The sequence below is a fragment of the Maribacter polysiphoniae genome (genome assembly GCF_003148665.1).
Classification (GTDB): domain Bacteria; phylum Bacteroidota; class Bacteroidia; order Flavobacteriales; family Flavobacteriaceae; genus Maribacter_A; species Maribacter_A polysiphoniae.
The window spans coordinates 142,763-163,562 of record NZ_QGGQ01000008.1 but is presented as its reverse complement, the minus strand read 5'-3'; the positions used below and the strand labels follow the sequence as shown (position 1 = coordinate 163,562).

General features: G+C 40.7%; 20 protein-coding genes and 1 tRNA gene. 14 read left to right on the top strand and 7 right to left on the bottom strand.

The window, feature by feature from the left end; all coding sequences use genetic code 11:
- Positions 1 to 57 precede the first annotated feature (57 nt).
- Positions 58 to 216: a hypothetical protein gene (locus LX92_RS22485; RefSeq protein WP_170117873.1), complete on the top strand. Its 159-nt coding sequence runs from the start codon at positions 58 to 60 to the stop codon at positions 214 to 216.
- Positions 217 to 800: 584 nt separating this feature from the next.
- Positions 801 to 926 (top strand): hypothetical protein, encoded by a 126-nt coding sequence (locus tag LX92_RS22930; RefSeq protein WP_262509853.1) that lies wholly within the window; start codon positions 801 to 803, stop codon positions 924 to 926.
- Between the two features lie 109 nt (positions 927 to 1,035).
- Here the strand turns inward: LX92_RS22930 and LX92_RS15960 are convergent, their stop codons facing one another.
- Positions 1,036 to 2,388 (bottom strand): Gfo/Idh/MocA family protein, encoded by a 1,353-nt coding sequence (locus LX92_RS15960; protein ID WP_109652810.1) that lies wholly within the window; start codon positions 2,386 to 2,388, stop codon positions 1,036 to 1,038.
- Positions 2,389 to 3,078: 690 nt separating this feature from the next.
- Between LX92_RS15960 and LX92_RS15955 the strand changes: the two genes are divergently transcribed.
- Together LX92_RS15955 and LX92_RS15950 are read left to right on the top strand one after the other, a co-directional pair.
- Positions 3,079 to 3,363, top strand: a complete 285-nt coding sequence (locus tag LX92_RS15955; protein ID WP_109652808.1) for a hypothetical protein — start codon at positions 3,079 to 3,081, stop codon at positions 3,361 to 3,363.
- A gap of 215 nt (positions 3,364 to 3,578) precedes the next feature.
- A tRNA-Val gene (locus tag LX92_RS15950) sits at positions 3,579 to 3,653 on the top strand.
- Positions 3,654 to 3,682: 29 nt separating this feature from the next.
- Here LX92_RS15950 and LX92_RS15945 read toward each other — a convergent pair.
- Positions 3,683 to 4,960, bottom strand: coding sequence for a UDP-N-acetylmuramoyl-tripeptide--D-alanyl-D-alanine ligase (locus LX92_RS15945; protein ID WP_109652806.1), 1,278 nt, complete (start codon positions 4,958 to 4,960; stop codon positions 3,683 to 3,685).
- A 63-nt stretch (positions 4,961 to 5,023) separates the two neighbouring features.
- The gene (gldJ, locus tag LX92_RS15940; protein WP_109652804.1) at positions 5,024 to 6,694 is read right to left on the bottom strand and encodes a gliding motility lipoprotein GldJ; all 1,671 of its coding nucleotides are present in this window, start codon (positions 6,692 to 6,694) and stop codon (positions 5,024 to 5,026) included.
- 446 nt (positions 6,695 to 7,140) lie between these two features.
- On the opposite strand from gldJ, the gene porV reads away from it, so the two are divergent.
- The 6 genes from porV (at position 7,141) to LX92_RS15910 (ending at position 13,490) form a co-directional block, all read left to right on the top strand.
- Entirely contained in the window at positions 7,141 to 8,286 is a 1,146-nt protein-coding gene (gene porV, locus LX92_RS15935; protein ID WP_109652803.1) for a type IX secretion system outer membrane channel protein PorV, read from the top strand.
- An 80-nt stretch (positions 8,287 to 8,366) separates the two neighbouring features.
- Positions 8,367 to 8,849 carry a cytidine deaminase gene (gene cdd, locus LX92_RS15930; RefSeq protein WP_109652801.1) on the top strand — a complete coding sequence of 161 codons (483 nt, stop codon included), beginning with the start codon at positions 8,367 to 8,369 and terminating at the stop codon, positions 8,847 to 8,849.
- Between the two features lie 213 nt (positions 8,850 to 9,062).
- Positions 9,063 to 10,058 carry a pyruvate dehydrogenase (acetyl-transferring) E1 component subunit alpha gene (gene pdhA / locus LX92_RS15925; protein WP_109652799.1) on the top strand — a complete coding sequence of 332 codons (996 nt, stop codon included), beginning with the start codon at positions 9,063 to 9,065 and terminating at the stop codon, positions 10,056 to 10,058.
- Positions 10,059 to 10,065: 7 nt separating this feature from the next.
- A complete protein-coding gene (locus LX92_RS15920; protein WP_109652797.1) occupies positions 10,066 to 11,709 on the top strand; it encodes a pyruvate dehydrogenase complex dihydrolipoamide acetyltransferase in 1,644 nt (547 codons plus the stop codon).
- An 84-nt stretch (positions 11,710 to 11,793) separates the two neighbouring features.
- Positions 11,794 to 12,810: a M28 family metallopeptidase gene (locus LX92_RS15915; protein WP_109652795.1), complete on the top strand. Its 1,017-nt coding sequence runs from the start codon at positions 11,794 to 11,796 to the stop codon at positions 12,808 to 12,810.
- A complete protein-coding gene (locus LX92_RS15910; protein ID WP_109652793.1) occupies positions 12,810 to 13,490 on the top strand; it encodes an SDR family NAD(P)-dependent oxidoreductase in 681 nt (226 codons plus the stop codon). The genes LX92_RS15915 and LX92_RS15910 overlap by 1 nt, the downstream gene beginning before the upstream one ends.
- 93 nt (positions 13,491 to 13,583) lie before the next feature.
- Here LX92_RS15910 and LX92_RS15905 read toward each other — a convergent pair whose 3' ends face one another.
- Together LX92_RS15905 and LX92_RS15900 are read right to left on the bottom strand one after the other, a co-directional pair.
- Positions 13,584 to 13,793, bottom strand: a complete 210-nt coding sequence (locus tag LX92_RS15905) for a YgaP family membrane protein (RefSeq protein ID WP_109652791.1) — start codon at positions 13,791 to 13,793, stop codon at positions 13,584 to 13,586.
- Between the two features lie 91 nt (positions 13,794 to 13,884).
- Positions 13,885 to 14,235: a ribose-5-phosphate isomerase gene (locus LX92_RS15900; protein WP_109652789.1), complete on the bottom strand. Its 351-nt coding sequence runs from the start codon at positions 14,233 to 14,235 to the stop codon at positions 13,885 to 13,887.
- A 95-nt stretch (positions 14,236 to 14,330) separates the two neighbouring features.
- On the opposite strand from LX92_RS15900, the gene LX92_RS15895 reads away from it, so the two are divergent.
- From LX92_RS15895 to LX92_RS15885, 3 genes are read left to right on the top strand one after another with little or no spacing between them, the layout of a single operon-like run.
- On the top strand, positions 14,331 to 14,933 hold the full coding sequence (locus LX92_RS15895; RefSeq protein ID WP_109652896.1) for a SprT-like domain-containing protein: 603 nt from the start codon (positions 14,331 to 14,333) through the stop codon (positions 14,931 to 14,933).
- A gap of 3 nt (positions 14,934 to 14,936) precedes the next feature.
- Complete coding sequence (locus LX92_RS15890) at positions 14,937 to 16,016, top strand: mannose-1-phosphate guanylyltransferase (RefSeq protein ID WP_109652787.1); 1,080 nt, start codon at positions 14,937 to 14,939, stop codon at positions 16,014 to 16,016.
- A gap of 2 nt (positions 16,017 to 16,018) precedes the next feature.
- The gene (locus LX92_RS15885) at positions 16,019 to 17,485 is read left to right on the top strand and encodes a DUF389 domain-containing protein (RefSeq protein WP_109652785.1); all 1,467 of its coding nucleotides are present in this window, start codon (positions 16,019 to 16,021) and stop codon (positions 17,483 to 17,485) included.
- Here LX92_RS15885 and LX92_RS15880 read toward each other — a convergent pair.
- Together LX92_RS15880 and LX92_RS15875 are read right to left on the bottom strand one after the other, a co-directional pair.
- Positions 17,482 to 18,249 (bottom strand): ABC transporter ATP-binding protein, encoded by a 768-nt coding sequence (locus LX92_RS15880; protein WP_109652783.1) that lies wholly within the window; start codon positions 18,247 to 18,249, stop codon positions 17,482 to 17,484. The two genes, LX92_RS15885 and LX92_RS15880, sit on opposite strands and share 4 nt — an antisense overlap.
- On the bottom strand, positions 18,246 to 18,986 hold the full coding sequence (locus tag LX92_RS15875) for an MlaE family ABC transporter permease (RefSeq protein WP_109652781.1): 741 nt from the start codon (positions 18,984 to 18,986) through the stop codon (positions 18,246 to 18,248). The genes LX92_RS15880 and LX92_RS15875 overlap by 4 nt, the downstream gene beginning before the upstream one ends.
- 116 nt (positions 18,987 to 19,102) lie before the next feature.
- On the opposite strand from LX92_RS15875, the gene pafA reads away from it, so the two are divergent.
- Positions 19,103 to 20,785: an alkaline phosphatase PafA gene (gene pafA / locus LX92_RS15870; RefSeq protein WP_109652779.1), complete on the top strand. Its 1,683-nt coding sequence runs from the start codon at positions 19,103 to 19,105 to the stop codon at positions 20,783 to 20,785.
- Positions 20,786 to 20,800 lie beyond the last annotated feature (15 nt).

Sequence of the window (20,800 nt, the reverse complement as noted above, 5' to 3'; positions counted from 1 at the left end):
GTACTGTAATTCTGGGTCGTTCTTACTATAACACCCAATCCATGTAAATAAAAAGAAGTGATCGAGCAAGTAAAATCAACCAATAAGGAAAACAGTATCGGGGTCATGGCACGGGAAGGAGAGCCCAGAATAATAAAGGCGATAATGAACACAGTTGCGAAAGATGCCTATGCGGTTGATGTTAATTCTGGTGTAAGGATAACCCAAAAACAATAATAATATGGATTCACATAGTAATTTGATAAAGATAGGAAACCTGTCCAGTGGGTAGGGTGCTTCATGATAAGACCGATATTTTGACCAATACCATTAAGTAGTCCTTCGACTATTGTTGGAAAATCTATTTTATGGGATAGTTCTTGAACAGTAACATTCATGTCAATGACACTTAATGTATAGCAAGATTAAATATTTTTTTAAATCCATGTCCATATTAGAGGAACTAAAAGGATAAAACAATTTCCGGTTGATAATAGTTTAAAGGGACTCGACCAATTTTCTTCACAATGGAATGCCAGAAGTTCCATATCCCTAAGCGTACTATGCTCATGACCCCTGTTGTCGTTCGATAAAGGGCTATGTTTTCATTGGACCTATTTTATGGTATAAAAAGAATGCCTTGGCGACAATCGTTTCCAATTGTCATCCAAGGCATCGTGCCCATTGAAAACAAACCAATGAACCCACTCAACAAATTAACTCAACAAATTAACTCAACAAACTAACTCAATAAACTAACTCAACAAACTAACTCAATAAACTAACTCAATAAACTAATACTATAATCAACTTATAATTCAATGGTAACAAACGAACTTTCTTCAGTGAATGCTAGAAATTCAATGGCATTGGTGTTTTTATATTGGGAAGCTATGCTCGACGCCACTACATTCACCCCTTATACCTATAGGAATTTCCTTGACTAGCTGACAGTTATATAAAATTCACCATATAGGATGTTTGTCATATGTCCTATAGATCGTCGTTTAATGAAAATTTAAACACATTTTATATTGTCCTTTGTGTCCTAAGCTATTAAAAGTCGTCCTTTATCCAATCATATGATTTTCTCTTCATCCAGTTTCCTCGTGTAAAATCTGGAAAATCCTGTGGTTCTCCATTGTTTTCAATTGAGATTTCCGATAGGGGTGTTATGGCACTCCATGCAGCCGCATCATAAGCGTCTATTGGAGGGGCGATATTGTTTTTCGCAGATTCTACAAATGCGTTGATCACAAAGAAATCCATTCCACCATGACCAGAATTTTGAGCATAATCCCCATATTTCTGCCATAAAGGATGATCATACTTTTTCAGCCAAGAATCGGCCTTGTCCCAAGTGTGGGGTTCTGATTGCCCTTCAATATAGATTCGGTCTCCATCCACTTCCCAAAGACCATTGGCTCCCTGAACCCTAAATCCTAAGGAATAGGGGCGGGGCAAGTTGCAATCATGGGTTACGATTATGGTTTCACCTTTAGCTGTTTCTATAGTTGATGTAATGACATCCCCTTGTTTAAATTTCACTTTGGCATTCGGATGGTCTTCACCGCCGTTCTTTACAATGTAATTGTGCAATCCAATGCTTTTAGTGGCATTTGAGGTTATCGACACAAAGCGATTGCCTCTATTAATGTCGCACATGGCTGCAATGGGGCCTACACCGTGGGTAGGATAGACATCTGCATTTCTTTTTACGGAATGGTTTGTACGCCATTTTGCTTCTGAAATAGCTTTTGGTCCAAATTCAACCCCACCACCATGAGGTTGTTTTCCATTGTTGAATTTTACATCACGCAGGTCATGTTGGTAGCCACATCTGAAGTGAACGAGTTCACCGAACACATTCTGTTTTACCATATTCAATACGGCAAGAATATCCCTGCGATAGTTTACATTTTCGAGAAGCATTAGGTGAGAGCCAGTCTCTTCATGGGTCTCTACAAGGTCCCAGCATTCTTCCAAGGTGTTTGCTGCAGACACTTCCAAACCGGTGTATTTACCAGCTCTTAAGGCATCTTTTGCCATTCGGGTATGCCAAAGCCACGGTGTGGCGATAACCACTGCATCAACAGTAGTCAACTCCAGAAGGTTTCGGTAATCCAAATCATTTTTTCCAAATGATTGGGGTTTTTTGTACCCGGCTTCAGAAATTAATTTAGAGGCTAAATCTATTCTGTCAGCGTCTATATCGCATATGGCCGTTATCTCTATATCCTTTCTTAGTAAAAGATTTTTAAGATGGCTTGTGCCACGAAGGCCTACGCCGATCATTCCGATTTTTAGTTTGTCACTTGTTTTCCAATTACCATAAGTGAACCCTGGAGCGAGTGATAGACCTATGCCGGCCAATGCTGATTTTTTTATAAAGGTTCTTCTTGAATCCATATGTTTGTTTTTTACCTTGAGGACCGACTTTTATTCAGTTATAACCAACGTATTTTATCGATAGTGTCTATTTATTTCAGAAAGGCATAGTTTGAGGCATTGGTAGATTATTCTGTGTTTAATTTTAATCGATGGCCTCATTTATTGACTTTTTCGGAAGGTTATCCGGTGATTGTTATTGCTAAAGTAGTGGTTGGATTTCTATTTTCAAAGGATTGCAATGAAAAATGTGTACGTACACACATAAAAAATGTTATCGTACACATAATGATTGTGGGTTTGTAAGGGGGGGATAGGTCATTTTGAAATCATAAACAATTATTTTCAAGGTATTTGCAAATCGCCATTTGGGGGTAATTATCGATTTATAGTCTCGGTAGTTTAAATCATATAAAAGTATACCGCGATTGAAAATGGTCATGGTATGGCATTAAAAGCAGGTTTGTAATGGATCGATTGATTAGGGGCGCTTTTTTTGAATATAAAATGATTGATAAAAAAACCAACCCCGAAGATAGGAAGTACTTTTTAAGAAAGTAGGAAACCCAAACAGGGTTTTCGTCCGTATTTTATAAAGATGGGCGGATATGTTTTGTCGTTATGCGGCAATGCTTTAACTTTAATAATCTATTGTAATGGATTTCTGTATTTATACCTTGCCATGCAATGCCCTAAATTACCAAGGATGTTATGAAGACAAATTCAAGATTTTGGATCGTTGTGTTGGTTGTTGTTGTGCTAGGTTTTTGTATAGGGATATATCTTCAGGACCTTAAACATAAAGAGAGTACGGAGGCCGCCTGGCGCTCGAATCGTTTCAATATTGCCCGTTTCAATAAAATCAGGGATTATAATTTGAAAATGACGCCATCAAACTGGAGGTTTATGCGTGATAGTATTGAGCAACAATTTGATAGCCTTATGATCCTAAGATTCAGAAAGGAAATGGATAGTATAAAATCGGAAAATAAATAATTGGGTTATGCCCAGTTTGATGATGGGGTTAAAAGTGTGCAGTGAAAAGATGCGTATACCCAAAAGTTATTTGCGTAGATTGAAATATTGGATTTATCGGTTTCCTTGCAAATTTGAGGAAGGCATAAAAATATTTGGGAATAAACCGATCATTCTTGATAGGTAAGTTTTGGGAATAAAAAATTAGTCATACCTTAGCGCCCTGAAATTTTATTGGGATATTAGCTCAGTTGGTTTAGAGCGCTGCCTTGACAGGGCAGAGGTCACTGGTTCGAATCCAGTATATCCCACTTCTTTCCTTTACATCATCCGAAATAAACTAGAGCAAGTCGAGCAGGCGTTCCAAGGCCATGCCCCTAGAACCTTTGATTAGGATTTTGCCGTTTTTGGTTAACCCTAAATCCATGAAACGTGATTTAAAGTCATCATAGTTCTTGAATTTTGTAAACGAACTGTCGGTCATGCTAAAATTCTCCCCCAATAAAAACACCTTATCAATATTGAGCTGTGACGATAAATCAGCGATGATCTGATGTTCCGTTGCAGCCGATTCCCCCAATTCGAACATGTCACCCAAAAAAGCCATTTTTGGACTCCCTTCTAGCTTACTGAAATTTTCCAAGGCAACTTTCATACTCGATGGATTTGCATTGTAGGCGTCAAGGATGATTTGCCGGCCATCTTTATCAATAATCTGAGATCGGTTATTCTGGGGTACATAGCTTTCGATGGCCTGTTTGATGACATCTAGGGGAATGTTGAAATATTTGCCCATGACGATGGCCGCACAACAATTTGTAAAGTTGTAACTTCCTATTAGATGGGATTGAATGCAGGTGTCTTCAACCTGTAGGGAAACACAAGGGTCGGCCTTTAGGAATTCAATTTTGTAATAATCTTTTTTGTTCTGTGTAAAACCATATTTGTGAATATAGGTTCCCAATTTTTCCAATTGAATAGGGTCATCCGCATTTAAGAAAGCAATCCCGTTGTGGGTCGTTATAAATTCATAGAGTTCGCTCTTGCCTTTAATAACGCCTTCAACACCTCCAAAACCTTCCAAATGGGCTTTTCCGAAATTTGTGATGTAGCCGAAATCGGGCAATGCAATGCTACACAGGAATTCGATTTCCTTCAAGTGGTTGGCACCCATTTCAACAATGGCAATCTCGGTATCTTCCTTTATCGATAATAGGGTAAGGGGAACACCGATATGGTTGTTGAGGTTGCCAACAGTGGCCACTGTTTTATATTTTTGGGAAAGGACGGAAAAGATCAGTTCCTTGGTGGTTGTTTTGCCATTACTACCCGTTAGGGCAATGATTTTGGCGGCACGGTGGTTTCTGTGGTATTTGGCCAACCCTTGAAGGGTTTCCAAAACATCATCAACTAAAAACACCTTATCGAAGCCGGCATATTTTTTGTCATCGACTACCGCATAGGCGGCTCCTTCCCGCAAAGCTGACTCGGCATAGTCGTTGCCATTGAAGTTGTCGCCCTTTAAGGCAAAAAAGATACAATTGTCAGTGATTTTTCGAGTGTCGGTACAAATAGTGGGAAACTGCTGAAAAATCTGATGAAGTGCGCTTATACTCATAAGTCAAAGATAAAAAAAAGCCCTGACGAAATGGTCAGGGCTTTTTATATAACTTCAGTAAGACTATTTGGCTTTTTTACCTCTTACCGTTTTGTTCTTTGTTTTTGATTTCGAGCCTACCCTAGACATTGCACAACGGAATCCGATGTAGTCTGTGGCCATATATTGTGGTAGGTATCTACGTTGAGCGGGATCCAACCAATAAGCCCTATCCTTCCATGAACCACCTTTATATACCCTCACTTCATCATTGATCAATGTAGTTCTGTTGTTAGAGTGGTCATACTGGCGAATCAAGTTTCCTAAAGAATCCCTTTCTACTTTGTGGTTAGGGGAATCGTACATTTTTTTGGTATTCTCACTATCTTCTTCATCACTGAATCTGTCGAAGAATCTTGAAGAACTTGGTTCGCCGTCCCTATATCCTCTATTGTCACTAGCAGAGAAATTAGTTCTCAAATAGGTTTCTTCTTCATCGACAGGTACCATTTTTATCTCACCTGGAAGATTTACCGCTACGACTTTACCATTAGGAAGTGTGTCATATACCACGGAGTCTCTCAAGATATTAACTTTACCATCTTCTCCGATGGCAGTTTTCATATATATGTTACCTCTATAGTAGTTGAAGTCACTGATTTCGTCATCCACAATAGGTCGGTAAACATCAGCTACCCATTCGGCAACATTACCGGCCATGTCATAAAGACCAAGGTCATTGGGCTTGTAGGACATTACCTGTGCTGTAATATCAGCGCCGTCATCGGACCAACCTGCAATTCCGCCATAGTCACCTTTTCCTTGTTTAAAGTTTGCTAATTGGTCACCTCGACCAACACGTTGACCGTTTCTGGTGTAATCACCGTCCCATGGGTATTTTTTTCTACCTCTATAGTTATTGTATTCCCTAGAACCAACTTGGGCCTGGGCGGCATATTCCCACTCAGTCTCCGTAGGCAATCGGTATTCCGGCATGATGATACCCGAACTTCTTTTGGCGTAGGTGTTAACGCTGTCCTTTTTCATTTTCCCTTGAAGGGAATCTATTTGTCCGTTATAGACAGATTCTGGTCTGTTAAGGTAGGCTTCGGTACTGAATGTACCTGCAACTTCACCAGTGGCGGCCTGGTATTTAGCGTCTTTGGCCAAATAACCTTCCCTTTCCAGCATCACCTCATTTACACGATCGGTCCTCCATTCGGCAAACTGTGTGGCTTGGATCCAGTTAACGCCAACTACAGGGTATTCTGCATAAGCAGGATGCCTTAGGTAATTATTGGTCATGGTTTCATTGAATCCCAAACGGTTTCTCCATACCAAGGTATCGGGCAAGGCACCTTTATAAATATTCGCATATTTTGGATTTTCTGGAGGATATACACTCTTTAGATAATCCAAATATTCCAAGTACATTACGTTGGTAACCTCGGTTTCATCCATGTAAAAAGACTGTACATGCTGGGAGGTAGCTGAGTTGTTCCAGTCGTGCATAACATCATCTTGCACTTTACCTTTGGTGAACGTGCCACCTTCCACGAAAACAAGACCGGGAGCAGTCTCTTGCTCTTTAAAGTCTGTGTTGTATTGGAAACCACCTTCCTTGGCATTGATTTTCCAACCTGTAGCTCTTGATACATTTTTGGAAGATGAGGATTTTTTGCTACAACTTGTAACAGTGCAACCTCCCGCTATTACTGCACAAGAAAGTACAATTTTGATAAACTGTTTTTTCATAATTAGGACTTGAGTTCAAATATTTAAACTACCTTTTACGTAGTTTGAAATTCTTATTCTGATTTAATTTGGTGTCACTTTCGGCATATTAAACGATGTTTTGGTCATAATATTTTGTCACTGAAAAATTATTTCCGTGTTTGCCATTTTAAATGATGCAAAAAGCGTGTATACAAAAAATATAACGGCGTAATTGCCATTATAGTATGGATTTGAACATTTCTTTTGCGTGCTAGGGATACTATATATAAGGTATAAAGGTTAAAAAGGATGGAATTGTCTTGGCAAAAAGTAAAATCTTGCCAAATGTGACATCCATGATTTGAATATTTTCGATGAACGGTATAAGATATTTTTAAAAACTCCGTTTACCAATACAATAGTCCTAGTTTTTTTTGGGGGAATTACTAATACTTTTATTCATATTGAAAATAAGACCAATGCTGATGAAGAAATTTCCATTATTGATATTGTTGGCCTTTGCTGTGCAAATTTCGGCCCAGGAGGATAGGGTTATAACCACTGCCGTCCCTTTCCTGACCATTGCGGCCGATGCCAGATCTGCCGGTATGGGGGATATGGGTGTGGCAACTTCTACAGATGCTTTTTCGCAACAATGGAATCCGGCAAAGTTTGCTTTTGCTGAAAGAAAAATGGGTATTGGGGTAAGTTATACGCCCTATTTGGAAAGTTTGATCACAGATATATCGCTGTTAAATGCGAGTTTCTACAATAAAATAGATGAGCAAAGCGCTTTCGCACTTAGTCTGCGCTATTTCACGTTAGGTGAAATAGAACTTCGCCAATTTGCGAACGATCCAGGAACTTTGGCCAAACCGAATGAACTGGCCTTGGACGGGTCATACTCATTAAAGTTGAGTCCAACCTTTTCTATGGCCGTTGGTGGTAGATTTATACGGTCAAACTTGAAATTGCCACAAAATGGAAGCGAAGATTCGCAGGCCGCCAGCACATTTGCTGTTGATATTGCGGGGTTTTATCGTTCAAGGGAAATTGCCTATGATAATTTCGATGGTAGATGGAGGGCCGGTTTCAACATATCCAATCTTGGGGGAAAGATGTCCTATGATGAAGGGGGGCAGGAAAACTTCCTGCCGACGAATTTGAAATTCGGTGCTGGGTTCGATTTTATTCTGGATCAAGATAATACCATCGGAATAACCTCTGAATTCAACAAGTTATTGGTGCCGACTCCCAAGGATTTCAATGAGGATGGCGTTATCGATGCAACCGATAATGAGGAGTATCAACAAATCGGATTTTTAAACGGTGTTTTTAAGTCCTTCGGTGATGCCCCGGATGGTTTTAGTGAGGAATTGAAAGAGTTTACCTGGGCTTTGGGTGCAGAATATGCCTATCAGGATGCTTTTATGGTCCGCGCCGGATACTTTAATGAGAGCGAGGAAAAAGGATCAAGAAAATTCTTTACCATGGGTGCCGGATTTAAATTCAAGGCCGCCCAGATTGACCTTTCCTATTTGTTCTCTACTTCCCAAGTCAAGAATCCGTTGGAGAATACCCTTCGTTTTTCCTTGACCTTTAGTTTGGGTGAGGAGTTTTATAATGACTAAATAAAAAATATATCTTGGAACAAAAACCTGCCTTTGGGCAGGTTTTGTTAATTTAGGCCTACACGAAATGTTTTTATGACATGAGAAAAAAAACGATATCCTTTGAGCTACAGGTTTTTGAGACTATGGATGAATTGGGCCCTGAGGACAAAAAGCTGTTGCAGTCGGCTATTGAGGCAAGAAAAAATGCCTACGCACCATATTCCAAATTCAATGTCGGAGCCGCTGTATTGTTGCAGAATGATGTTGTGGTCATTGGGAATAATCAGGAAAATGCCTCATACCCATCCGGTTTATGTGCGGAGCGGGTGGCCGTATTTCAAGCTGGGGCCAAATATCCAGGGATTGCAATTAAATCGATTGCCATTACGGCGATGTCTGAAAATCATATGGTTGACTCTCCAGCAGCACCTTGTGGTAATTGTCGGCAAGCTATTTCAGAATATGAGTTCAGGCAAAAAGAACCTATTTCCATACTTATGATGGGGGAAAAGGGAGAGGTTATTAAATGCAATTCTTTGTCCGATATTCTTCCCTTAGGTTTTAATAACACCTATTTATAAATCGAAAAAGCAGGCGTTGTCTGGTTTCAAATATCATTTTATCGACCGGTTTTGTTATTATGATCGATAACCGTGAATTTTTATGACAAGCTTTTATCTTTATTTTTTTACCGATTGATTAATATGTGTATTTTTGTTCCGCTGTTTTTAGAGGCCGTAAAGTCTGTTTTTAGTGGCTTCATGAAATAATAACTTTTAACTAAATTACGATTAATGGAAAAAATCACCAAAGAAACTTATCTGAAGTGGTACGAAGATATGTTGTTCTGGAGGAAGTTCGAGGACAAATTGGCAGCCGTATACATACAGCAAAAAGTTAGGGGATTCCTTCATTTGTACAATGGTCAAGAAGCTGTTTTAGCTGGTGCATTGCATGCCATGGATTTAACGAAGGATAGAATGTTGACCGCATATAGGAACCACGTTCAACCAATAGGAATGGGGGTTGACCCAAAGAAGGTGATGGCTGAGCTTTATGGTAAGGTCACCGGTACTTCCAAAGGTATGGGAGGTTCCATGCACATTTTTTCAAAAGAACATCGCTTTTATGGTGGACATGGTATCGTAGGAGGCCAGATTCCTTTGGGCGCTGGTCTGGCATTTGCCGATAAGTATTTCAAAAGGGATTCAGTCACCTTGTGTTATATGGGTGATGGCGCGGTACGCCAAGGCTCGCTCCATGAAAGTTTCAATTTGGCCATGCTTTGGCAATTGCCTGTGGTTTTCGTTTGTGAGAACAACGGCTATGCCATGGGAACCTCGGTTGCGAGAACGTCGCATTCCACCGATATATGGAAATTGGGATTGGGTTATGAAATGCCCTGTGGACCGGTTGATGGCATGGATCCAGTTACAGTGGCCAAGGAAATGAGTAAGGCCATTGAACGTGCCCGAAGTGGTGGTGGACCTACTTTCTTGGAAATGAAGACCTATCGATATAGAGGTCATTCCATGTCGGATGCCCAGCATTATAGAACCAAGGATGAGGTAGAGGAGTATAAGAAAATTGACCCGATTTCACAGGTTAAGGAAGTGATCTTGGATAAGAAATATGCAACGGTAGAAGAGTTGAAGGAAATTGATAAGGAGGTTAAAAAAAGGGTCTCTGAATGTGAGAAATTTGCTGAGGAATCCGACTACCCACCAGTGAATCAATTATATGACGTGGTCTACGATCAAGAGGATTACCCATTTGTACAACATAAATAATATTTAAATGGCAGAAGTGATTAATATGCCTCGTTTGAGTGATACCATGGAGGAAGGTACCGTGGCAAAATGGCTTAAACAAGTTGGTGATAAAGTTGAAGAAGGAGATATTCTAGCGGAGATAGAGACAGATAAGGCAACTATGGAATTTGAGTCTTTTCATGAGGGTACCTTATTATATATAGGTATTCCTGAAGGCGAAGGAGCTCCGGTTGACTCGCTTTTGGCTATCGTAGGTGAAGAGGGTGAGGATATTTCAGGTTTGATCAATGGAGCTGCTGATGCCTCTAATGGGGCGAAAGTGGACCCTGTTGCCGAAAATACTGCAGAGGCACCTGTCGCTAGTAGTTCTAGTGGTTCAGGTTCAGCGGATATTCCAGAAGGTGTCGAAATCGTGAAAATGCCACGTCTTAGTGATACCATGGAAGAAGGTACTGTCGCTTCCTGGTTGAAGAAAGTTGGCGATAAGGTTGAGGAAGGTGATATTCTTGCCGAAATCGAAACCGATAAGGCCACCATGGAATTTGAGTCGTTTTACTCAGGAACCTTGTTATATATTGGTCTTCAAGAAGGAGAGTCATCTCCAGTAGATGCCGTTCTTGCGATAATTGGGCCAGAAGGCACCGATGTTGATGCTGTGTTGAACGCAAAACCTGCTGCCGGTAAATCCAATGAGGTTGCAAAAGAAGAAGTGAAAGAAGAAAAAGCAGCTGAACCAAGTCAAGAAGCTGTTGCAGAGTCTGTCAATGATGGGCAACGGATTTTTGCTTCTCCATTGGCCAAGAAAATCGCCAAAGAAAAAGGCATTGATTTAAAAGATGTTAAGGGTACAGGTGATCACGGTAGAATCGTAAGGAAAGATATAGAGAATTTCGTACCTGTCCAACAGGCCGCAAAACCAGCCACCACTTCCCAGGAAACAACTTCCGCATCCTCAGCAATAGCTCCAGTAGCTTTGCCTGTAGGGGAGGAAAGTTCAGAAGAGGTCAAGAATTCGCAAATGCGTAAGACCATTGCAAAAAGATTGTCCGAATCTAAATTCACGGCTCCTCATTACTATTTGACCATTGAGGTTGATATGGATAATGCAAAGGCTTCCCGTGCACAGATCAACAATTTGCCAGATACCAAGGTGTCCTTCAATGATATGGTGGTAAAGGCATGTGCCATGGCGCTTAAGAAACATCCTCAAGTGAATACGTCCTGGAAAGGGGATACTACAAAGTATAACCACCATATTCATGTGGGTGTTGCCGTTGCCGTTGAAGATGGTTTGGTAGTGCCAGTACTTAAGTTCACCGATCAAATGAACCTAACACAAATAGGTGCAGCGGTCAAAGATCTTGCAGGAAGGGCTAGAAACAAAAAATTGACGCCAGCCGAAATGGATGGAAGTACCTTTACCGTTTCCAATTTGGGAATGTTCGGGATTTTGGAATTCACCTCCATTATCAATCAGCCCAATTCAGCGATTTTGTCCGTAGGGGCAATTGTTGAAAAACCAGTCGTTAAGAATGGACAGATTGTAGTTGGTAATACGATGACACTTTCCTTGGCATGTGACCATAGAACGGTTGATGGTGCTACAGGGGCACAATTCTTACAGACTTTAAGGGCTTACCTTGAAAATCCTGTGACGATGCTCGCGTAGTTGAACATTTCAAAATTTTACAAGAATATAGCATCCGCCAATGGCGGATGTTTTTTTATCTTTAAGAATCATAATCCGTGTTCCATGAAAAAAATCATTCAATTTGTTTTTGTACTGCTGCTTTTTGGTTGCGGTGCCACACAATCAAAATCTAATGGGGATTCGGGGGTTCCAAGTGGCCCCTCCGGTGTCAAAGGAAGTGTCGTAGCGTCTAATATCGCTGTTCCTGGTCTCGTATTCACGAATAGCGATAGCGTTGGGAAGATTATGGGTTTTTTGGCATCGGACGAATTGAACGGAAGGGATGCGGGTAGTCCTGGTATTGAAAAGGCCGCACAATATATTGAAGGTGTTTTTAGTAGGAATGGCATACAGCCCTTCTTTGGGACCTTTCGCGATACCCTTGATAATTCTGATAAGCCGATGTATAATATCGTTGGGGTTTTGGAAGGAACCGATCCTGACCTGAAGGATGAGTTTATTTTGATAGGGGCACATTATGACCATATCGGGACATCAACACCCGTTAACGGAGATGCCATAGCAAATGGCGCCAATGATAATGCTTCGGGAACCACCACGGTATTGGAAATGCTTCGTTATTTCGCCCAAGCTAAGACAAATAAACGCAGTTTGGTTTTTGCTTTCTTCACTGCAGAGGAAAAAGGATTGTGGGGGTCGAGACATTTGGCCAAGCGATTAAAGGAGAATGATTTCAATCTTTATACGATGTTGAATTTTGAAATGGTAGGGGTACCCATGGTGGATAAGGATTATTTGGCCTATGTAACAGGATATGGGGAATCTAACATGGCTGAGGTCTGTAACACGTATGCCCAGGGTAATATTGTCGGCTTTCTGCCTTCCGCCAAGGAATTTAATCTGTTCATGCGTTCGGATAACTTTCCTTTCCATAAGGAATTCAATGTGCCTTCCCAGACGTTTTCAACCTTTGATTTCACTAATTTCGACCATTATCATAAAGTAGGTGATGAGGTTTCTGAAATGGATTTTGATCATATGGCTACTTTAATTAACACATTCATTCCTGTTGTAGCAGGTATAGCCAATGCAACCGAACAGGAAATAAAATATAACTAATGGCAAACATAATCGTTACCGGTACGAGTAGGGGTATAGGTTTTGAAATGGCACAGCTTTTCGCCAACGAAGGGCATAGTGTATTGGCCTTGTCCCGATATGAGGAATCAATTTCCCGATTGAAACATAAAAATATAGATTCATTTCCTTTTGATATTACTAAGGATAGGGATTTGAAAAAGGTTGGGGCTTATTTGGACTCCCACTGGAAAACGGTGGATGTCTTGATCAATAATGCGGGTAGATTACTGAATAAACCTTTTTTGGAAACCGGATCTTCTGAATTTGAAGCGGTGTACCAAGTAAATGTTTTTGGGGTTGCCAACCTTACCAAGTTGGTCGTGCCTAAAATGCCCAAAAATGGACATGTAGTGACCATAAGCTCCATGGGAGGGGTGCAAGGCAGTATGAAATTCCCAGGGTTGTCAGCATACAGTTCAAGTAAAGGTGCTGTGATTACCTTGACCGAACTATGGGCCGAGGAATTCAAGGAAACAGGTCCGTCTTTCAATGTTTTGGCCTTAGGGGCGGTACAGACGGAAATGCTGGAAGAAGCCTTTCCTGGGTACAAAGCTCCGGTTACGGCAATGGAAATGGCCAGATATATTAAGGATTTTGCTTTGAACGGACATGAAATGTTCAATGGTAAGATGTTACAGGTAAGTAATAGTACGCCCTAGGCATAATATCAATGCGGGGTAGCATATGAAATGGTGCTTCGTATGGATTCTAGTAAAAAAAGGTTGCTACCGAGGTAGCAACCTTTTTGTTGTTTACTCTTCTTCCTTTTTGCAGGTATAAAGTCCAAAAGGTCCGTAGATAGGGCAGAAACTGATGAAACTAGTAAAGAGGAAAATGCCCGCCAGTGCCAAAAGAACAAGTCCGGCAGTTCCAGAAATGATATTCGCAACGTAGAGAGTGGTAATTATTATCGCAATAATTAACCGGACCATCCTATCCGAAGGTCCCATGTTTTTTTTCATAGTGGTTGTTTTAGTTAGTGCGTTTTGATAATGCAGCTTTAAATTTACTGTATCGACATAAGAAAACAAAATGAATGTCGTTGTAATTCAGCTAATTATACCATACCGCATAACGTTTTCTGCGCAGTTCTAGGGCAAGGTTCCCCTCCAGTTTTAGGGCCTCTCCCCTAGAGTTTAGGGGAGCTAGATGATTGTAAAGGCTAGGTCGAAGATACATGCCGTATTTTTCAACGATATTGGAAGAAAGTTTATAACCTTTTTTATTCCTATATCCTGTTTTGTGTTGTTCAAAACGTTCTTTCGGGGTTTTGCTGGTCATACCTACATAAAGGCATTGCAACACTCCATTGAATTGGGGGTTGGCGGCTCTAAACCTAGCGTTTTCGGTAAAAACCCTTTTTGATAATTCGATGACATAAACGCGATAAACAGGTTTGGGCATTTTAATACGTATTTTGAAACAGACCAAAGTACTATATTTTGGTGAATGTCTTTTTGCAATATCAACAAAGCCCTAAAAATCCTATTTTTGTGGTAATGGATGATATTCTTCTAAAGTATTTGCCCGAAAGGGCGGTAGCGCCATGTTTAGAACTTATAAAAACCTCTGGGGTCAATCTTAAGATTGTAAACAACCGGGTTACGCGTCATGGGGATTATCGACGATTGCCCAATGGGTTGCATCAGATTACCATCAATGCATCCTTGAACAAGTATCGTTTTTTGATAACATTGGTACATGAAATAGCGCATTTAGCCGCTTTTGAACAATATGGGAGGAATATAAAACCCCATGGATTGGAGTGGAAGAAAACTTTTCAATACCTCATGCTGCCCTTTATCAGGCCCGAGGTTTTCCCATCAAAGCTTCTTCCCGTTTTAGCGAGACATTTCAAGAACCCTAAGGCAAGTAGTGATACCGATGCTATCTTGTCGTTGGCCTTAAAACAATACGATCCACAACATCCTAACAAAACGTACGTTTTTGAATTACCTTTGGGCAGTATTTTCCGTATATATAATGGTAAACTTTTTAAAAAAGGAAATAAACGGGTCAAACGCTATGAATGTGTTGAAGTGGCAACGGGAAAGGTTTATTTGTTTCAACCCAATGCCGAAGTGGAATTAATAAAGGATTGAATCATGAATAAGAATTATTATGCAGTTTTAATGGCAGGAGGGGTAGGTTCCCGTTTTTGGCCGATCAGTACCACAGAAAACCCTAAGCAGTTCCATGATATGCTGGGTGCTGGACAAACCCTGATTCAAAAGACTTTTCAACGTTTAAACAAATTTGTCCCGACAGAGAATATATTGATCTTGACCAACGAGCGATATAATAACTTGGTATTGGAGCAATTACCCATGGTAAAACAGGAACAGGTTGTTTTGGAGCCTGCAATGCGTAATACCGCACCCTGTATTTTATATGCGGCGATGAAGATCCAAAAAATGAATCCGAACGGAGTTATGATCGTGGCACCCAGTGACCATTGGATCGAGGATGAGAATGCTTTTGAAAAGGATGTTGTTGAATGTTTTGATAAGTGTGAAAAAGAGGACGTACTCTGTACCTTGGGTATTGTGCCCACTTTCCCCAATACGGGGTTTGGGTATATAGAATTTGAGAAAACGAATACTTCCAATCTTAAAAAGGTTCATCAATTCAGGGAAAAACCGGATTACGAAACGGCCAAAGAGTTTATGGCACAAGGAAATTTCCTATGGAATGCGGGCATATTCATGTGGAGTGTCAATAGTATAGTGAAGGCTTTTCAAAAATATCAGCCAGTGCAATATGCATTATTCAATTCAGGGATGGCTGATTATAATACTCCGAATGAAAAGGAATTCATAAAAGGCAACTATCCTAAAGCTGAAAATATTTCAATAGATTATGCTATATTAGAACAATCCAAGTCGATTTATGTTCGACCGGCTACCTTTGATTGGAACGATCTGGGAACTTGGGGTTCTTTATACGACAAGTTGGATAAGGATATTGACAACAATGCCGTTGTCAACAGTCAGGTATTGAGCCAAGATGCCCACGGTAACATGATTCGTTCCCCTAAGGGCAAAATTGTAGTGGTCGACGGGATCGAGGATTACATTATAGTGGACAAGGAGGAAGTGCTATTGATTTATCCAAAATCGAAAGAACAGGATATAAAACAAGTGTTGATAAAGGTAAAAGAAAAGTTTGGCGATAAGTATGCTTAATTATGGATGAAAATCTCAACGAAGAAAAAAATAGTCCACCAAATCAAACCGATAGCGGCGAGGAGGTAAAAAAGGATATTCAAGGTTTATTGGGTAGTACCAAAAAGTTCCTTTCTGAACTTTTGGATATTCGTAGTAACACCGATCAAGAGGCAACGAAGGAGGCCATTATAGCCGATATTCCCTTTAAAGGCCACACCTCATGGATTTTGATCTGTTCCATTTTCATCGCATCGATTGGACTTAATGCCAATTCAACAGCTGTTGTTATTGGAGCCATGTTGATTTCTCCCCTAATGGGGCCAATCTTGGGTATCGGACTTTCATTGGCCGTAAATGATGTGGATACCCTGCGTAGGTCTTTAAAGAATTTTACCGTTATGGTCGTACTGAGTGTTTTGACGGCCTATTTGTTTTTTGCCATATTCCCATTGCGTGATGAATCATCAGAACTTTTGGCACGGACGGCTCCCGATATACGGGATGTGTTGATTGCCTTTTTTGGTGGACTTGCCCTTGTTATTGCCAGGGCTAAGAAAGGCACAATAGCCTCGGTTATCTTTGGTGTTGCTATTGCGACCGCTTTAATGCCTCCCTTGTGTACAGTAGGTTTTGGCTTGGCCATCGGCAATTATGATTATGCAACAGGAGCCATGTATTTGTTCAGTATCAATACCATTTTTATTGCCTTGGCAACCTTTTTGGTATTGAAACTGCTGCGTTTTCCAATGGTGCGTTATGTGAATTCCAAAAAGCGAAGGCTTATCGGTAGGGTGGCTTCCCTTTTTGCGATCTTGGTAATGATCCCTGCAGGTATTACTTTTTGGGATGCACTTCAGGAATCCCTTTTTCGAAAGCAGGCACAACGTTTTGTTGAAGAGAAAATAGCACCGTATCAGTTTGAAGGTTCCGGGAGATTTATGGACGACTTTACGGATATCGAATTTAATAACGGGGAAAATCCATATATAGAATTGGTATTTATGGGTAATGAGACCATACCCGATAATGTTATTGCTACTTGGAACAAACAAAAGGAGGATGAGGGTAGTTTTGATAGGTTGAAAAATACGGAGCTACATATTATCCAAGGGGCGAAAAATGAGCAATTGGACCAACTCAAATACGTAGATCAACTATATGAGACCCAGAAAACGGAGTTAGCGGATAAAGATTCCCGCATTAAGTTGTTGGAGGGGGAGCTGGGGAAACTGGCCCGACTGTCCATTCCCTTTGCTGATGTGAGTATTGAGGCCAAAACCAATTATACGAATTTGGAATCGCTTGGTTTTTCGCCTACGATCCAAACCGATTTCAATAAGATAGACACCATTCCCATCTTTGAGGTAAAATGGAAAAAGGATGCCAAACCGTTTCAGACCGATGAGGATACTAAAAAATTACACGCTTGGTTAAAGCTAAGATTAAAGGATAGTACCATTCAGTTGAAAGAGATAGTTCAAGACTAATTACGCTCTTCGATATACATTTGGCGTACCTTTTTGAACAATTCCGAGGAGTATACAAAATTGGTCACAGCCTCATTGTCCGTTTTGAAGATGTCTTCTTTAGTGCCTTCCCATTCCTTGATACCGTTTTTCAGGAAGATGATTTTTTCGCCAATCTCCATGACCGAGTTCATGTCGTGGGTATTTATGACCGTGGTTATGTCGTATTCCAACGTTATTTCATGAATGAGGTTATCGATTACAATGGCTGTTTTTGGGTCTAATCCGGAATTGGGTTCGTCGCAGAAGAGATATTTGGGATTCATGACGATGGCCCTGGCAATAGCTACCCGTTTTTGCATTCCGCCCGATATTTCAGATGGATATTTCTTATGGGCATCTCCGAGATTCACCCTTTTTAGAACAAAATCGGCACGATCCTGCATTTCTGATCGGGATTTATTGGTGAACATCTCTAGGGGAAACATAACATTGCCTTCTACGGTCATTGAGTCGAAAAGGGCGCTTCCTTGGAATACCATCCCCATGTCCTGTCTAAGGCCGCGTTGTTCACGTGGTGACAGTTGTGGGTAAATCTTACCATCAAGGCTTATAGATCCCTTGTCCGGATTGAAAAGTCCCAAAAGGCATTTCAGGAATACGGTTTTTCCCGAACCACTTTGTCCAATGATCAAGTTGGTCTTTCCCTTGTCAAAAACAGTGCTGATACCCTTTAATATTTGGGTGCCATCAAAAGATTTGTATATGTCCTTTACTTCGATCATTGGCCCAATAGGAGTTGTGTTAGAATATAATTCAATATAATGATGACCACACTCGTCCATACAAAGGAAGTCGTGGCAGCCTTACCAACTTCGAGTGCCCCGCCTTTCATATAAAAACCATGATAGGAAGGAATGGTCGCCAAAACAAAGGCGAATATCAAAGTTTTAATAAAAGCATAGGTAACGTGAAATGGTATAAAATCCAACTGTACCCCTTCAATAAAGTCAGCACTCGTACTAAAACCTCCTAAAACACCGGCAGTCCATCCACCAAAAATACCGACATACATTGCGATGGCTATGATGAAAGGGTAAAGGAGCAGCGCGATGATCTTCGGGAATACCAAGTAATTCAAGGCGTTTACGCCCATGACCTCCAAAGCATCGATCTGTTCGGTGACCCTCATGGTGCCAATACTACTTGTAATATAGGAACCTACTTTACCTGCCATGATAATCGAGCAGAAAGTTGGTGCGAATTCCAAAATAATAGATTGACGGGTAGCAAAACCTACCAAATTTTTAGGAATGAGTTCGCTGGTAATGTTCAATGCCGTTTGTATGGCAACAACACCACCAATAAAAAAGGAAATGAATATTAAAATGCCCAATGAACCATAAATAAGTTCATCTATTTCTTTGAGAATCAAAGACTTCATTATGCGCCATTTCGTAGGTTTCCTAAAAACCTCTTTGATCATTATTGCATAACTGCCGATTGATGCTAGGTAATTCATAGAATGGGATAAGCTTGTGATTGTAAAAATAGGAATTATGAATGTCTTTTAACGTTCATTTAATCTTTTAAGGCTTTATTTATATATTTTTGTGTCACCAATATTTTTTTTAAACAATGTACAAGAATAGATTTTCCCTCCTTTTGGTCCTCGTCGCACTTATCTTCAATCCGTTTGACTCAGTGGGTCAAAAAAAGTCAAAAAAAGGGGACAAAGTTGAAAATTCAGATCATTTGCGTGTTACACCCAAGTTGGTTGTAGGTATAGTGGTGGATCAAATGCGCTACGATTACCTTACCCGATTTTGGGATCAATATGGAGATGATGGCTTTAAAAGACTGATCAATGATGGGTTTAATTGTAAGAACAATCATTTCAATTATGCACCTACATATACGGGTCCAGGACACACCTCGGTTTATACGGGTACAACGCCTGCTTCTCACGGTATTATAGCCAATGATTGGTACGACAAAGAATTGGATAAATCAGTTTACTGTGCAGCGGATGATGCCTATAACTCTGTTGGAACAAGTTCGGATGCAGGTAAAATGTCTCCCCATAGAATGATGGTGACCACTGTAACCGACCAATTACGCTTACATACACAAATGCGTGGCAAGACCATTGCCATTGCCTTAAAGGATAGGGGAGCTGTTCTGCCTGGGGGACATACGGCCAATGGGGCTTTTTGGTTTTATGGAAATAATGAAGGTAATTGGATAACAAGTTCGTTCTATATGGATGTGTTACCGAAATGGGTCAATGACTTCAATGCCTCCAATGTGGCTGAGGGTTATAAAAAACCATGGACAGCCTTAAAGGACATAAACACTTATTTGGAGAGTGGTTCTGACAATAACAAATATGAAGGGTTGTTTGAAGGAGAGGTAGCACCGACCTTTCCCCATGACCTGCCCAGTTTGTGGGATGCCAATGGAGGGTTCGATATGATCAAGGCAACACCGTATGGTAACAGTATTACCACGGATTTTGCCATCGCCGCATTGGATGGTGAGAATTTGGGAGCCGATGCGATAACCGACTTTTTGGCGGTGAGCTTCTCAAGTACGGATTATGTCGGTCATAAATTTGGCGTCAATTCGAAAGAGATTCAGGATACTTACCTGAGATTGGACAGGGATTTGGCCAGATTGTTCAAAGCCTTGGATAAGAAAGTAGGTGAAAACAACTATACGCTTTTTTTGACCGCGGACCATGCGGCAATAAATGTGCCGGCCTATTTAAGGGATCATCATATTCCTGCAGGTTATATGGAAGGGGAAGACCTAAAAACAAAATTCAGTGAATTCCTGAAATATAAATACGGCACTACGGATATAGTGAACAATAGTTCCAACAATCAAATGTTCCTTGATCACAGCATTATCAAAAACCTCGATTTGAAATTGGGGGATGTAGAGGAAGAGATTGCAAGGGAACTAATGACCTATAAGGATATCGATAGGGTCTACACGGGCCAACAAATGTGGGAGAATGATTATACGCAAGGTGTTCCTTTTATTTTGCAGAACGGCTACAATTTAAAACGTTCAGGGGATATTCTGATCGTCTTGAAGCCTGGTACCATAAATTATCCCATCACCGGTTCTACCCACGGTTCCCCTCAGATTTACGACACCCATGTTCCATTGCTTTTTTATGGTCGTGGCATTACGAAAGGGAGTACTACTGAGCGAACCGAGATTTCGGATGTAGCCCCGACCATATCGGCGCTATTGGGAATTGCATTTCCCAGTGGGAATATAGGCAGGCCTATAACCAAAGTTATCGAATAAATTTATTCCAATATA